The 13767-nt window shown below is 66.8% G+C and carries 15 protein-coding genes; 10 read left to right on the top strand and 5 right to left on the bottom strand.

Features of this window, described 5'->3' with window-relative positions; genetic code table 11:
- Window positions 1–3: 3 nt before the first annotated feature.
- Complete coding sequence (locus tag G6N36_RS09230) at window positions 4–645, bottom strand: sensor domain-containing protein (RefSeq protein ID WP_163686248.1); 642 nt, start codon at window positions 643–645, stop codon at window positions 4–6.
- Between the two features lie 53 nt (window positions 646–698).
- Between G6N36_RS09230 and G6N36_RS09225 the strand changes: the two genes are divergently transcribed.
- From G6N36_RS09225 to G6N36_RS09210, 4 genes are all read left to right on the top strand, one after another.
- Complete coding sequence (locus G6N36_RS09225) at window positions 699–1709, top strand: uroporphyrinogen decarboxylase/cobalamine-independent methonine synthase family protein (protein ID WP_163686247.1); 1011 nt, start codon at window positions 699–701, stop codon at window positions 1707–1709.
- Window positions 1710–1778: 69 nt separating this feature from the next.
- Window positions 1779–2273 carry an SRPBCC family protein gene (locus G6N36_RS09220; protein WP_163686246.1) on the top strand — a complete coding sequence of 165 codons (495 nt, stop codon included), beginning with the start codon at window positions 1779–1781 and terminating at the stop codon, window positions 2271–2273.
- Window positions 2270–2596, top strand: coding sequence for an ArsR/SmtB family transcription factor (locus G6N36_RS09215; protein WP_083125985.1), 327 nt, complete (start codon window positions 2270–2272; stop codon window positions 2594–2596). The genes G6N36_RS09220 and G6N36_RS09215 overlap by 4 nt, the downstream gene beginning before the upstream one ends.
- Window positions 2597–2790: 194 nt before the next feature.
- A complete protein-coding gene (locus G6N36_RS09210; protein ID WP_163686245.1) occupies window positions 2791–3492 on the top strand; it encodes a hypothetical protein in 702 nt (233 codons plus the stop codon).
- Here G6N36_RS09210 and G6N36_RS09205 read toward each other — a convergent pair.
- Window positions 3478–5085, bottom strand: coding sequence for a 4-coumarate--CoA ligase family protein (locus G6N36_RS09205; protein WP_163686244.1), 1608 nt, complete (start codon window positions 5083–5085; stop codon window positions 3478–3480). The two genes, G6N36_RS09210 and G6N36_RS09205, sit on opposite strands and share 15 nt — an antisense overlap.
- A gap of 34 nt (window positions 5086–5119) precedes the next feature.
- Window positions 5120–5527 (bottom strand): MmcQ/YjbR family DNA-binding protein, encoded by a 408-nt coding sequence (locus tag G6N36_RS09200; protein WP_163686243.1) that lies wholly within the window; start codon window positions 5525–5527, stop codon window positions 5120–5122.
- A 67-nt stretch (window positions 5528–5594) separates the two neighbouring features.
- Here G6N36_RS09200 and ligA point away from each other — a divergent pair, with 67 nt between their 5' ends.
- Together ligA and G6N36_RS09190 are read left to right on the top strand one after the other, a co-directional pair.
- Window positions 5595–7703: an NAD-dependent DNA ligase LigA gene (gene ligA, locus G6N36_RS09195; protein WP_163686242.1), complete on the top strand. Its 2109-nt coding sequence runs from the start codon at window positions 5595–5597 to the stop codon at window positions 7701–7703.
- A gap of 62 nt (window positions 7704–7765) precedes the next feature.
- Window positions 7766–8020, top strand: a complete 255-nt coding sequence (locus tag G6N36_RS09190; protein ID WP_163686241.1) for a metallothionein — start codon at window positions 7766–7768, stop codon at window positions 8018–8020.
- A gap of 1 nt (window position 8021) precedes the next feature.
- Here the strand turns inward: G6N36_RS09190 and G6N36_RS09185 are convergent, their stop codons facing one another.
- A complete protein-coding gene (locus tag G6N36_RS09185; RefSeq protein WP_197746605.1) occupies window positions 8022–8687 on the bottom strand; it encodes an ACT domain-containing protein in 666 nt (221 codons plus the stop codon).
- A 71-nt stretch (window positions 8688–8758) separates the two neighbouring features.
- On the opposite strand from G6N36_RS09185, the gene gatC reads away from it, so the two are divergent.
- Genes gatC through gatB form a run of 4 tightly spaced genes read left to right on the top strand, consistent with a single transcriptional unit; the run spans window position 8759 to window position 13123 of the window.
- Complete coding sequence (gatC, locus tag G6N36_RS09180; RefSeq protein ID WP_163686239.1) at window positions 8759–9058, top strand: Asp-tRNA(Asn)/Glu-tRNA(Gln) amidotransferase subunit GatC; 300 nt, start codon at window positions 8759–8761, stop codon at window positions 9056–9058.
- Window positions 9055–10548 (top strand): Asp-tRNA(Asn)/Glu-tRNA(Gln) amidotransferase subunit GatA, encoded by a 1494-nt coding sequence (gatA, locus tag G6N36_RS09175; protein ID WP_163686238.1) that lies wholly within the window; start codon window positions 9055–9057, stop codon window positions 10546–10548. The genes gatC and gatA overlap by 4 nt, the downstream gene beginning before the upstream one ends.
- A gap of 17 nt (window positions 10549–10565) precedes the next feature.
- Window positions 10566–11597, top strand: a complete 1032-nt coding sequence (locus tag G6N36_RS09170) for an ATP-dependent 6-phosphofructokinase (protein ID WP_163686237.1) — start codon at window positions 10566–10568, stop codon at window positions 11595–11597.
- Window positions 11598–11620: 23 nt separating this feature from the next.
- Window positions 11621–13123, top strand: coding sequence for an Asp-tRNA(Asn)/Glu-tRNA(Gln) amidotransferase subunit GatB (gatB, locus tag G6N36_RS09165; RefSeq protein WP_163686236.1), 1503 nt, complete (start codon window positions 11621–11623; stop codon window positions 13121–13123).
- Here gatB and G6N36_RS09160 read toward each other — a convergent pair.
- Complete coding sequence (locus G6N36_RS09160) at window positions 13120–13731, bottom strand: TetR/AcrR family transcriptional regulator (RefSeq protein ID WP_163686235.1); 612 nt, start codon at window positions 13729–13731, stop codon at window positions 13120–13122. The genes gatB and G6N36_RS09160 overlap by 4 nt on opposite strands.
- Window positions 13732–13767: the final 36 nt, after the last annotated feature.

Below are 13767 nucleotides of genomic sequence, written 5' to 3'. Positions count from 1 at the left end.
CGATCACTCCGGCACATTCGCGAGGATGTTCGTCATCACGATGTCGGGCACCGAGCCGGGGAAGTGACAGAAGGTGACCTCCACCATCACCACCGATTTGACGCGGTAGTCCCGGCCGCAGGCGCCCGGCCGCATCGTCAGGGCCTGGCTGCCGCTTGTCCAATCGCCGACCAGTGCCGATCCCAAAGCGGTTGAGCCGCAATCGTCGACTCGGCTGACGAGGCTGTCGAACGCCGCCCGGGCGGTTTCGGCGTCGCGATAGGCCGCCACGCCTTCGGAGATGAGGGCGCCGGCGGGTGGATTTTGGAACGTGGTCTTGTGGAACTCCTCCACGTCGGGACCGAACGTCTGGGATTCTGCAAATAGCCATTCACATTGTGGCGGCGCACCTTTGACGAGTGATTCGACGTCGACAGGGATCTTGCCGTCCATGCTCGGGATGATCGAGAGGTCTTCGCCGGCTCCGGTGATCGCCCGCATCTGCGACTGGTCGAGGACTACCGTCTCGACGTCGACCGGCGACCGCGAATCGTCGTCGAGGCCGGGGACTGCCCGCACCGCGGTTCCGGCGACCGACTGCGTGCAGCCCGCGGCAAGGAGTGCCGCCACCCCCCAGGCCAGAAATGACCTGGTCGCCACGGGCATGACCTACCTCCCCTTTCCGATCGAGACTAGCCCCATCGAATACTGTTCAGCGAGTGAGTGTTTTCGCCGCCGCTACCGGCATCGGATCGTGGCCGGGCACCTCGCCCCGTCAGGCCGCAGAAATCGTCGTCGGCGAATTGCACACCCTGCCGCATCTCGTTGAGCTTCCAGGCCGGGGCGTCGGTGCGGACATGATCGGCCGGGCCGGTGCGCTGCTCGTCGATATCGGGATCGACACCGTGCCGCGCGGTTACCGGATCGCCCCTGGCCGCAGCGCGGTGGTTCGCCGTGCCGTCAGCCTGCTCAACGAGGACCTCGACGCCCTGGAGGAGGCGTGGGAGAACGCCGGCCTGCGGGGCGGCAACCGCACCGTCAAAGTTCAATCCCCGGGCCCCATTACATTGGCGGCGCAGCTGGAGCTGTCCGGAGGGCATCGGGCCATCACCGATGCGGGCGCGGTGCGCGACCTGGCCGCCTCGCTGGGGGAGGGTGTGGCGCGGCATCGGGCCGAGGTCGCCAGGCGGCTGGACACGGCGGTGGTGGTGCAGTTCGACGAGCCGCAGTTGCCCGCGGCGCTGCTCGGCCGGCTCACCGGGGTGACCAGTCTGTCGCCCGTGCATCCGGTCGACGAACCCATCGCGATCGGGTTGATCGACGACTGCATCGCCACCACAGGCGCCGAGGTTGCGTTACACAGTTGCAACGCGGAACTGCCATGGAAGATGTTGCAGCGCAGCTCTATTCAAGCGCTATCGGTTGACGTCTCCACGCTCACCGCAGCCGATCTCGACGGCATCGGCGAGTTCGTCGAAAGCGGGCGCACCGTCCTGCTCGGGGTTGTTCCGGCGACCGCGCCCGTGGCGCGTCCGTCGTCCCAGGAGGTCGCCGAGGCGGCGGTCACCGTCACCGACCGACTCGGCTTCCCACGGTCGGTGCTGGGTGAGCGGATCGGTGTCACCCCTGCGTGCGGGCTCGCGGGAGCCTCTCCGGAATGGGCTCGTATCGCGATCGAACTCGCGCAGAAGGCGGCCGATGTGTTCGCCGAGGATCCGGACGCGGTCTAGCACAAGCAACTGAGAGGTTGCATGTCTGCGCCTTCGTCGCTAGCGTGACAAGCAACCAGGAGGTTGCATATGAATCCAGATCGGATCGAGAAGGAAGTCCTGTTGAAAGCCCCGCTGGACCGAGTCTGGCGCGCAATCAGCGACGCCGACGAGTTCGGCAGCTGGTTCGGTGTGCGCTTCGACGGACCGTTCGTGCCGGGCACCTCGGTGATGGGGACGATCACCCCGACGACGGTCGACGAGGACGTCGCCAAGGCGCAGCAGCCGCACGCCGGAAAGGCCGACGCCTGGCACATCGTCGCGGTGGAGCCCCAACGCCGGCTCGTGTTCCGTTGGCATCCGTTCGGGGTCGACGACGGCGCCGACTACGCGGACGAACCGACGACTCTGGTCGAGTTCACGCTCGAAGACACCCCCGACGGAGTGCTACTGCGCATTGTCGAATCCGGTTTCGACGCCATCCCTGCCGAGCGCAGGCAGTCGGCGTTCGAGGGCAACAGCGAAGGCTGGGCGGCGCAGACCGAATTGGTCCGCAAGTACCTGGCCCTCAGCGAGAAGGTATGAGTACGTCGGTCGTCGCCAGGGCGCCGCTGTTCGACGCCTTGGGCGACCCGAACCGCCTGCGCATCATCACCCGCCTGTGCGACGGCGGGCCGTGCTCGACGACCGAGGTCACCACGGTGGTATCTGTTAGCCGACAGGCGGCGACCAAGCATCTGTTGCTCCTGGAGACCGTGGGCCTGGTGAGCAGTCGGCGTCACGGCAGGGAACGTATCTGGCGGATGGAGCCGAAGCCCTTGGCCGATGCCAGCGAATACCTGAATGCGTTGTCGCAAAGATGGGACAAAGCAATTGACCGCTTGCGAACTTTTGTCGAGGATAAATAGCGGCCTGCGTCACGTACTTCGCGCGTTGGCCGAACAGATCCGCATAGCACGCCCGCCGCGTGCAACAATGCACCGACGACAACGTCGATTCATATTTGCCACTCGCAGGAGAAACTGTGGCCCGACTCAGCCCACGTCTCACCGCATGTGCCGGTGTACTCGCGGCGTTTCTCCTGTTAGGCGGGACCGCGACGGTGGCTGTCGCGGACCCGGGCGGCTCGCAATCCGATCGCGACCACAGTCTTGACCGTGGCAACGGCTACGGCAACGGACGCGGTGGGTCGGACGGCGGCGATGACGACCGCGACCGCAAGGGCGACGACGGCGACGGCGACGCCGACAAGGGTAGTGTCGAGAGCCCGGAGGCCCGGTTCGGCTCAGGCCGTACAGACGCTGCGGACGTCGCCCAGTTGGCGCCGAGTCTGGCCGCGGGCTCAGGCAGCGACGGCGCACAATCGCGATCAGCCCAAGGCGGCGCGAGCGTGTTCGGCGGTGTCGGCGCGGGCCGCACACCCGGTGGGTCCGGTATGGATCGCGCCGGCGGACCAAGCGCGCGGTTCGATCCTCCCCGCGTGACGTTCGGCAATGGCCGCACGCCCGGCACTCAGCAGCGTGATTCGGAACCGCGATGGCGGGCCCCCGTGTCCGAACCGGCACCTGCGGCGCCGCCGCCACCTCCGCCGCCGGCCCCCGCGCCGGCACCCGTGCCGTCATGGGTGGGCCGGACTCCGGCCGCGCCGGTGCTGACACAACAAATGGGTGAACCGCGACCCGTCGACTGGTCGGACCCGCTGTGGGGGGTCGCTGGACTCCTGCTGATCCCGGCCGCGGGTGCCGTCCTCGGCTACCGGCAGGCACGCGCCGCGCACGCGGCGGAGAGACTACGCCGTTCGTAGATCCTTACGGAGGATCTTGCCCGACGCGGATTTCGGTATCGCCTCGATGAACTCCACCTGACGGACCTTCTTGTACGGCGCCACCTGACCGGCGACGAACTCCATCACCTCGTCCGCGCTCAACTCCTGCTCGGCCTGTTTGACCACGAAAGCCTTTGGCACCTCTTCGCCTTCGGCGTCGACAACTCCGATGACCGCCGCGTCGGCGATCCCGGGATGGCTGAGCAGCACTGCCTCGAGTTCGGCGGGGGGCACCTGGTAGCCCTTGTACTTGATCAGTTCCTTGAGCCGGTCGACGATGTACACGCAGCCGTTGGCGTCGACCTGGGCGAGGTCGCCGGTGTGCAGCCAGCCGTTGTCATCGATCGTCTCCTTGGTGGCCGAGTCGTTGTTCAGGTAGCCCGCCATCACGTTCGGCCCCTTGAACCAGAGTTCGCCCGTCTCACTGAGACCTGCTGTGGGGACACCGATTTCGTCGCCGGTCTCGGGGTTGATGATTTTGGACGCGGCGTTGGACACCGTCCACCCGACCGAGCTCAGCGGCGCGGCGCCCTTGACGTCATGCGCGCCCGCGTCGAACGGGGTGATGTGGCTGACGGGGCTCAGCTCGCTCATCCCGTAGCCCTGAACGACGCGGCATCCCAACCGGTCGGCGACGGCCTGACCGAGATCGGCGTCCAGCGGGGCGGCGCCCGACATGACGACTTTCAGCGAGCCGAGGTCGTAATCGTCGATCAGCGGATGCTTGGCCAGCGCGACGGCGACCGGCGGCGCGATGAACGCGATCGTGCACTTGTGGTTCGCGATGTTCGCCAGAAATTCGGTCAGATCGAAGCTCGGCATGATGACCAGGCGTGCGCGGGCGTGCAGGGCGGCGTTGAGCAGCACCGTCATTCCGTAGATGTGGAAGAAGGGGAGCACGGCGATCACGACATCGTCGGCGACCATGCCGTGCAGCGGTCGGATCTGCGCGACGTTGGCCACCAGGTTGCGGTGAGTCAGCATCACCCCCTTGGGGTTTCCGGTCGTGCCGGAGCTGTACGGCAGCACCGCAAGATGCGAGGACGGGGCGAAGCTGACGTCGGGTGCCGGCAGACCCGGCTTCATCAGGTCGGCGGCGTTGGGATGGCCGGCGATCTCATGGCCCTCACCGTCCAGCACGACGAGATCGCTGTTGGCCAGCCCGACCGCCGCGGCCGCTTCCTTCGCCTGGGCCAGCAGCGGTGTGACCGTCACCAGCATCTTGGCGTTCGAATCGGTCAGCTGCTTGGCGATGTCCTTGGCGGTGAACAACGCGTTGATGGTCGTGGCGGTGGCACCCGAGCGCAGGATGCCGTGGAACGCGACTGCGAATGCCGAACTGTTCGGAGACAGCAGCCCGACGACATCCCCGACGCCGATACCGCGCCCGGTCAGCGCCCCGGCGAACGCGTCGACACGCGCGATCATCTCGCGGTAGGTGGTTTCCCGGCCCGTCTTCGCGTCGACGAGGGCGATCTGGTCGAGGTCTTCCTCGGCGATGCGGTCGAACAGGAAGTCGTAGACGCTGGAGGACGGGATATCGACTTCGGGGAATGGGCTCGCGAAGCTCATGACCCTGATCGAACCATGACCGGCCGGTCGCGGGTCAAGCTTCGTCGAGTCGGGCGGCGAGCTTCTTGGGTGCGGTCAACCGATACGACGCGTCGATCAGCTCGGTGACCTCGCGCCAATCGGGCTTCTTCGTCGCCGCGAGATTCAGGCCCAACCAGCCTGCCGGGCCCAGGTAAGCGGGGAAGAAGAACCGATGATCGGCCTCGAGCGCGCGACGGTCGCTCTCGTCGACCTTGACCATGATCGACTGCGGGTACTGGACATAGCCGGCGCCCTTGGTCGCCGGTTTGACGCTGCCGCCGTACATCAAGAACATCTTCGTGACGAAGAACGACGGCCGGCCGTGCGACACTTTTTCGTACGCCTCGGGGAATTCCAGCGCGATCGTGCGCACCTTCGCCAGCGCCGGGTCGTCGTCTCGGAACATCACCGGATGTGGCATGCGGTCAGGGTAGCCGCCCGTACGACGTGTCTGGGGTCATGTCTGTGCCCTCAGCTAGCCTGCGAGAGTGAGTCCAAAGGCGACCCCTGACCCGAAGACCGCGCTGGCCGAACAGTCAGAAGACGCCCCGGAAGCTGATCTGAGACGCCGCTGGCAGGAGCTGGCCGACGAGGTGCGGGACCATCAATTCCGCTATTACGTCCGCGACGCCCCGATCGTCTCCGACGCCCGGTTCGACGAGTTGCTGCGTGAACTGCAGACGCTTGAGGATGAGCACCCCGAGCTGCGGGCCCCTGACTCGCCGACGCAGTTGGTCGGCGGCGCCGGCTTCGCCACCGACTTCACCTCCGCCGATCATCTGGAACGGATGCTGTCGCTGGACAATGTGTTCACCCCCGACGAGCTCGCGGCGTGGGCAGCACGCACCAAGGGCGAAATCGGTGACGCCGCGCATTATCTCTGCGAGCTCAAGATCGACGGCGTTGCCCTGGCGCTGGTGTATCGCGACGGACGCCTGGACCGGGCGGCCACCCGCGGCGATGGCCGCACCGGTGAAGACGTCACTCTCAATGCGCGAACCATCGATGATATCCCCGAAAAGCTCACCGGCACCGAGGAATTCCCGGTGCCAAAGGTGCTCGAAGTGCGCGGCGAGGTGTTCTTCCGCATCACCGATTTCGAAGACCTCAACGCCGGGCTCGTCGCCGAGGGCAAGCCTCCGTTCGCCAATCCCCGCAACAGCGCCGCCGGCTCGCTGCGCCAGAAGAATCCGGCCGTCACCGCGCGCCGCAGGCTGCGGATGATCTGCCACGGCCTCGGTCATGCCGAGGGCTTCAAACCCGAGACCCTGCACGACGCGTATCGCGCGCTCGGGGATTGGGGGCTGCCGGTGTCCACCCACACCGCGAAGGTCAAGGGCATCGACGCCGTCACCGAGCACATCGCCCACTGGGGCGAGCACCGGCACGACGTCGAGCACGAGATCGACGGTGTGGTGGTCAAAGTCGACGAAATCGCGCTGCAGCGGCGGCTCGGTTCCACCTCCCGCGCCCCGCGGTGGGCGATTGCCTACAAGTACCCGCCGGAGGAGGCGACCACCAAGCTGCTCGACATCAAGGTCAACGTGGGCCGCACCGGCCGCGTCACTCCGTTCGCCTTCATGGAGCCCGTCAAGGTTGCGGGTTCCACCGTCAGCCAAGCCACGTTGCACAACGCGTCGGAAGTTGTCCGCAAGGGTGTACTGATCGGCGACACCGTGGTGATCCGCAAGGCCGGCGACGTGATTCCGGAAGTGCTGGGACCGGTCGTCGATCTGCGTGACGGCTCCGAGCGCGAATTCGTCATGCCAACAGAGTGTCCCGAATGCGGCACCACCCTGGCGCCCGCCAAGGAAGGCGACGCCGACATCCGTTGCCCCAACACGCGATCGTGTCCTGCGCAGCTGCGGGAACGCGTGTTCCACGTCGCGGGACGCGGCGCATTCGACATCGAGGGCCTGGGCTATGAGGCGGCCGTCGCACTGCTGCAGGCCGGTGTCATCACCGACGAGGGCGACCTGTTCACCATCGACAGTTCAGATCTGTTGCGGACGGACCTATTCAAGACCAAGGACGGGAATCTGTCGGCCAACGGCAAACGATTACTGGTGAATCTGCATGAGGCGAAAGCGAAACCGCTGTGGCGGGTCCTGGTCGCCCTGTCGATTCGGCACGTCGGTCCGACCGCTGCGCGGGCGCTGGCCACCGAATACGGCACCCTGGACGCGATCATGGCTGCGTCGGAGGAGGAGCTGTCGGTCGTCGAGGGGGTGGGCCCGACGATCGCCGCCGCGGTCACCGAATGGTTCACCGTCGGCTGGCACCGCGCGATAGTCGACAAATGGCGCGCGGCCGGTGTTCGAATGGCCGACGAACGCGACGCCAGCATCGAGCGCACCCTCGAAGGGCTGTCGATCGTCGTCACCGGCTCGCTGACGGGATACTCCCGCGACGACGCGAAGGAGGCCATCGTCGTGCGCGGCGGAAAGGCCGCCAGCTCGGTGTCGAAGAAGACCGCGTACGTCGTCGCCGGCGATTCACCCGGCTCGAAATTCGACAAGGCCGTCGAACTCGGTGTCCCGGTTCTCGACGAAGACGGCTTCACCCGGCTGCTGGAGAACGGACCGGACGGCGTCTAGGTGTACGCGTTTGTTGCCGCGCGGCACCGGGCACCCGATTGGTGACTGCGAAGGAGTTAGTGATGGCGATCTGCGACACCTGCGGCAACGACTACGACAAAGCGTTCACCGTGACCTGGGGCGACGACAAGAGCGCGACATTCGACAGCATCGAGTGCGCTGCGGCGCAATTGGCGCCGGAATGCGCTCACTGCGGGTGCCGGATTCTGGGCCACGGGATTGAGACGCCCGACGGCATCTTCTGCTGCGCCCACTGCGCGCGCAAGGACAGCAACGCTGACGTCAACGACCGTTACCCGGTGCCTGCGGGAGCTTGACTCAGCGCAGAATCGTCGCGACGATGCCGGCCAGATAACCGAGGCGCGCGACCTCTGACGGGCGGAACTGCGGGCCGCCGGGTCGGCCGAGCACGACGGCGGTCGTGGGGTTGCCCAGCGGGGCCGCCGCCAGCGTCGTGTCCATGTCGCGCCACAGCTGCGGCACCCACGCGGCACCGCCATCCAGCGCCTCGGGGCGATCGATTGGCAGCCAGGGTATTTCGGCGGCCTGTGTCTCGGGGGCGCCGTGGCTGCCGACGACGCGCTTGGGTCCGGACTCGGTCGACCGGACCACGGTGCACCACCCGACGCGCAGGACGCGGGGCGCCTCATCGGCGAGCACCTGCAGTTTCTTGTTGTTGGGCGCAGCGGCGATGTGGTCGATGAGCTCGAGTTCGCGGTGCGCCTCCAGCAATCCCAAGTGTGGCCGGATCGTGTCGACGTAGACGCCCTTGATCTGCTCGGCGGCGGTGATCAGCATGTCGGGCATCGCCCCGGGGGGCAGATCGACCACCAAATCGTCGACGGCGTAGCCGGTCCCGCGTTCGACGACGTCGAGCGACAGGATGTCGGCGCCCACGGAGCCGAGCGCGACGGCTAACGAGCCGAGGCTGCCCGGACGGTCCTCCAGCTGGACCCGCAGCAGATACGAAGGCACGCGCAACACTGTTGCACAGCGCCTGCCAGTCAGCATTCCGGCGTACTGGGCGTCGGAGACGGTGACTAGGCTTCGGAGTCGTGTCGCAGATCTCTCGAGACGAGGTAGCCCACCTGGCGCGCCTGGCCCGCCTCGCGCTGGCCGAGGACGAGCTGGACAGCTTCGCCGGACAGCTGGAAGCCATCCTCAGCCACGTCAGCCAGATCCAGGCCGTCGATGTCGCCGGCGTCGACCCGACCGGCAATCCGCTCAAGGACGTCAATGTGTTCCGCCCCGACGAGGTCGAACCGTGCCTGACCCAGGACGAAGCGCTGGCCGAGGCGCCCAAGGCGGTCGACGGCCGGTTCGCCGTCCCGCGGATCCTGGGGGAGGCGGAATGACCGGCACGAGTTCGGACATCGTTCGGCTCGACGCCGCCACGCTCGGCGCCAAGATCGCGGCCAAGGAGGTTTCGTCCACCGAGGCGACGCGCGCCTGTCTGGATCAGATCGCCGCCACCGACGGCGACTTCCACGCTTTCCTGCATGTGGCCGAGGAGAAGGCGCTGGCCGAGGCATCGCGGATCGACGATCTGGTCGCGGCCGGCGAGACGCTGCCGTCACCGCTGGCCGGTGTGCCGCTGGCGCTCAAGGACGTCTTCACCACCACCGATATGCCTACGACCTGCGGGTCGAAGATCCTCGAAGGCTGGACATCGCCGTACGACGCGACGGTCACCGCGCGGCTGCGCGCGGCGGGCATCCCGATTCTGGGCAAGACGAACATGGACGAGTTCGCGATGGGCAGTTCCACCGAGAACTCCGCGTACGGTCCGACCCGCAACCCCTGGAACACCGACCGGGTGCCCGGCGGTTCGGGCGGCGGCAGCGCCGCAGCCCTTGCGGCGTTCCAGGCGCCGCTGGCCATCGGGTCGGACACCGGCGGATCGATCCGTCAGCCTGCGGCGCTGACCGCGACGGTCGGGGTGAAGCCGACTTACGGCACGGTGTCGCGCTACGGACTCATCGCCTGCGCGTCGTCGCTGGACCAGGGCGGACCGTGCGCGCGGACGGTGCTGGACACCGCGCTGCTGCACGAGGTGATCGCCGGACACGACCCGAAAGACTCGACGTCGGTGGACGCCGCGGTGCCCGATGTCGTTGCGGCGGCAAAGGCCGGTGCGGCCGGCGACCTCAAGGGCGTCCGGATCGGTGTGGTGAAGCAGTTGCGCGGCGATGGGTACCAGGAGGGCGTGCTGGCGTCGTTCGACGCCGCCGTCGAACAGCTGACCGCGCTGGGCGCCGAGATCAGCGAGGTCGACTGCCCGCACTTCGACTATTCACTGCCCGCCTACTACCTGATTTTGCCGTCGGAGGTGTCGTCGAATCTGGCGCGGTTCGATGCAATGCGGTACGGACTGCGGATCGGCGACGACGGTACACACAGCGCCGAGGAAGTGATGGCGATGACGCGGGCGGCCGGGTTCGGCCCAGAAGTCAAGCGCCGCATCATGATTGGCACCTATGCACTGTCGGCGGGCTATTACGACGCCTATTACAACCAGGCGCAGAAGGTGCGCACGCTGATCGCGCGTGACCTTGATGAGGCCTACCAGAAGGTCGACGTGTTGGTGACCCCGGCCACTCCTTCCACGGCGTTTCGGATTGGGGAGAAAGTCGACGATCCGCTGGCGATGTATTTGTTCGACCTGTGCACGCTGCCGCTGAACCTGGCGGGTCACTGCGGAATGTCGGTGCCTTCGGGCCTGTCGGCCGACGACAACCTGCCGGTCGGGCTGCAGATCATGGCGCCCGCGCTCGCCGATGACAGGTTGTATCGGGTCGGAGCGGCCTATGAAGTTGCGCGAGGTCCGCTGCCAACGGCGCTCTGACGGGGCAGGATGGACAGATGCGCATCGGAGTACTCACCGGCGGAGGAGACTGTCCCGGCCTGAACGCGGTGATCCGCGCCGTGGTTCGCACCTGTGACGTGCGTTACGGCTCCAAGGTCGTCGGCTTTCTGGACGGCTGGCGTGGCCTCCTGGAGGACCGCCGCATTCAACTGGCCAACGACGATCGCAATGACCGGCTGCTGGCCAAAGGCGGCACCATGCTGGGGACCGCCCGGGTGCATCCCGACAAGCTGCGCGCCGGGCTCGATCAGATCAAGCAGACGCTCGACGACAACGGGATCGATGTGCTCATCCCGATCGGTGGGGAGGGCACGCTGACCGCCGCGCACTGGCTGTCGGAGGAGAACGTCCCCGTGGTCGGGGTGCCCAAGACCATCGACAACGACATCGATTGCACCGACGTGACGTTCGGTCACGACACCGCACTCGGTGTGGCCAGTGAGGCCATCGACCGGCTGCACAGCACGGCGGAGTCGCATCAGCGGGTGATGCTTGTCGAGGTGATGGGCCGCCACGCCGGCTGGATTGCGTTGAACGCGGGTCTGGCGTCCGGGGCGCACATGACACTGATCCCCGAGCAGCCTTTCGACGTCGACGAGGTGTGCCGGCTGATCAAGCAGCGGTTCGTCCGCGGCGATGCGCACTTCATCTGTGTGGTGGCCGAAGGGGCCAAACCGGCTGAGGGCACAATGCGGTTGCGCGAGGGCGGAATCGACGAGTTCGGCCATGAGAAGTTCACCGGTATCGCCCAGCAGCTCGCCGTCGAGGTCGAGAAGCGGATCAACAAGGAAGTGCGGGTCACCGTGCTCGGCCACGTCCAGCGCGGCGGCACCCCGACCCCGTACGACCGAATCTTGGCGACCCGTTTCGGGGTCAACGCCGCCGACGCCGCGCACGCGGGCGAGTACGGGATGATGGTGTCGCTGCGCGGACAGGAGATCGGCCGGGTGCCGCTCGCCGACGCGGTGCGTCAGCTCAAGCTGGTGCCGCAGAGCCGCTACGACGACGCCGCCGAGTTCTTCGGCTGAGACCTCTCACTAGGATCGGGGTCATGACTGTCGCCGCCGCTGAGCTTCTCGACTACGACGAGGTCATTGCCCGCTACGACCCGGTGATGGGCATGGAAGTCCACGTCGAGCTCTCCACCGCCACCAAGATGTTCTGCGGGTGCACCAACGAATTCGGCGGCGAACCCAACACGCAGGTGTGCCCCGTGTGCCTGGGCCTGCCCGGATCGTTGCCGGTGCTCAACCAGTCCGCGGTCGAATCGGCCATCCGGATCGGATTGGCACTGAACTGCGATATCGCCCCCTGGGGCCGGTTCGCCAGGAAGAACTACTTCTACCCGGACCAGCCGAAGAACTACCAGATCAGCCAGTACGACGAGCCGATCGCCGTCAACGGCTACCTCGACGTGCCGCTCGAGGACGGGACCACCTGGCGGGTGGAGATCGAACGCGCGCACATGGAGGAAGACACCGGCAAGCTGACACACCTCGGCAGCGACACCGGCCGCATCGAGGGTGCGACCACGTCGCTGCTCGACTACAACCGCGCCGGCGTGCCGCTGATCGAGATCGTCACCAAGCCCATCGAGGGCACCGGCGAACGCGCACCGGAGATCGCCAAGGCATATGTAACCGCGCTGCGAGATCTGTTGCGCGCCTTGGGAGTTTCGGACGTGCGGATGGACCAGGGCTCGATGCGCTGCGACTCCAATGTGTCGCTGAAGCCCAAGGGTGCCACCGAGTTCGGCACACGCACCGAGACCAAGAACGTGAACTCACTCAAGAGCGTCGAGGTCGCCGTTCGGTACGAAATGCGGCGTCAGGCAGCGGTTCTCGAGGCGGGCGGCAAGATCACCCAGGAGACTCGCCACTTCCACGAAGACGGTTATACGACCGCCGGTCGAAGCAAGGAAACCGCACAGGACTACCGGTATTTCCCCGAGCCCGACCTCGAACCGGTCGCGCCGAGCGCAGAACTCGTGGAACGGCTGCGGGGCACCATTCCCGAGCTACCGTGGTTGACCCGCAATCGGATTCAGCAGGACTGGGGCATCTCCGACGAGGTGATGCGCGATCTGGTCAACATCGGAGCTCTCGACCTCATCGCCGCGACCGTCGAACACGGGGCTACCAGTGACGCCGCCCGCGCTTGGTGGGGAAACTTCCTGGTGCAGAAGGCCAATGAAGGCGGAGTGGAACTCGAGGCGCTCCCGATCACGCCGGCGCAGGTCGCCGCGGTGGTGAAGCTCGTCGACGAGGGCAAGCTATCGAACAAGCTGGCGCGTCAGGTCGTCGAGGGCGTCTTGGCCGGCGAAGGTGAGCCCGAACAGGTGATGACCGATCGGGGACTCGCCGTCGTGCGCGACGACTCGCTGATCCAAGCCGCCGTCGACGAGGCCCTGGCTGCCAATCCCGATGTCGCGGAGAAGATTCGCGGCGGCAAGGTGCAGGCCGCCGGCGCCATCGTCGGCGCGGTGATGAAGGCTACCAAGGGCCAAGCCGACGCGGCCCGCGTACGCGAACTGGTGCTGGCCGCCTGCGGTTAGGCCGCCTGGCCGACCAGTCCGTCCCACGCCGCGATCGCGCCCTCGGCTATCGACGACAACTTCTTTTCATCGGCGCCGTCACGAGCCTGAATCGCCATCCCGTGGTTCACCGTGTTGTAGAACGCGGCTATCGCTGCGGCGTCGGCGCCCGCCGGTACGTCGCCCTCGGCGATCCCGCGCTCGACGCGTTCGCGAAAGTCGGTCTCGAGCGCCATTCGCCACTGCGCGAGATACTCGTGCACTGACCGGGTGTCGTCGCCGGACGTCGTCGCCGCGAGCACGATCATGCACCCTCGGGGATTGTCGGGGTCGCAGAAGACGACCGCGTGGTGGCGCAGCACAGCCGAGATCGCCTCCCGCGCAGTCGGTCGCTCACGAAGCTCAGCGGCGGCCGTCGCGCCCAAGGTGTCGTTGTAATAGGCGACCGCCTCGCGGAAAAGCTCCTCCTTGCTGCCGAACGCCGCATAGAGGCTGGGGGAACTGATGCCCATCGCCGCGGTGAGGTCGCTCATCGAGGTGGCTTCGTAGCCGTGCTCCCAGAACGCCTCCATGGCGCGTCGCAGGGCCTCGTCGCGGTCGAAGGCGCGGGGTCTCCCACGCGTTGCCATGCGCCGTACCTCCTTTTATGTATCGAACGGCAAAGA

The organism is Mycolicibacterium gadium, from assembly GCF_010728925.1.
GTDB classification, from domain to species: domain Bacteria; phylum Actinomycetota; class Actinomycetes; order Mycobacteriales; family Mycobacteriaceae; genus Mycobacterium; species Mycobacterium gadium.
Note: the sequence above shows the minus strand (reverse complement) of the source record. Positions and strands in the feature narration are given on the sequence as shown.

Coding starts and splice junctions, on each gene's coding strand:
- G6N36_RS09230 (WP_163686248.1), bottom strand. CDS start 645: ATGCCCGTGGCGACCAGGTCATTTCTGGCCTGGGGGGTGGCGGCACTC.
- G6N36_RS09220 (WP_163686246.1), top strand. CDS start 1,779: ATGAATCCAGATCGGATCGAGAAGGAAGTCCTGTTGAAAGCCCCGCTG.
- G6N36_RS09215 (WP_083125985.1), top strand. CDS start 2,270: ATGAGTACGTCGGTCGTCGCCAGGGCGCCGCTGTTCGACGCCTTGGGC.
- G6N36_RS09205 (WP_163686244.1), bottom strand. CDS start 5,085: ATGAGCTTCGCGAGCCCATTCCCCGAAGTCGATATCCCGTCCTCCAGC.
- G6N36_RS09200 (WP_163686243.1), bottom strand. CDS start 5,527: ATGCCACATCCGGTGATGTTCCGAGACGACGACCCGGCGCTGGCGAAG.
- G6N36_RS09190 (WP_163686241.1), top strand. CDS start 7,766: ATGGCGATCTGCGACACCTGCGGCAACGACTACGACAAAGCGTTCACC.
- gatA (WP_163686238.1), top strand. CDS start 9,055: ATGACCGGCACGAGTTCGGACATCGTTCGGCTCGACGCCGCCACGCTC.
- G6N36_RS09170 (WP_163686237.1), top strand. CDS start 10,566: ATGCGCATCGGAGTACTCACCGGCGGAGGAGACTGTCCCGGCCTGAAC.
- gatB (WP_163686236.1), top strand. CDS start 11,621: ATGACTGTCGCCGCCGCTGAGCTTCTCGACTACGACGAGGTCATTGCC.
- G6N36_RS09160 (WP_163686235.1), bottom strand. CDS start 13,731: ATGGCAACGCGTGGGAGACCCCGCGCCTTCGACCGCGACGAGGCCCTG.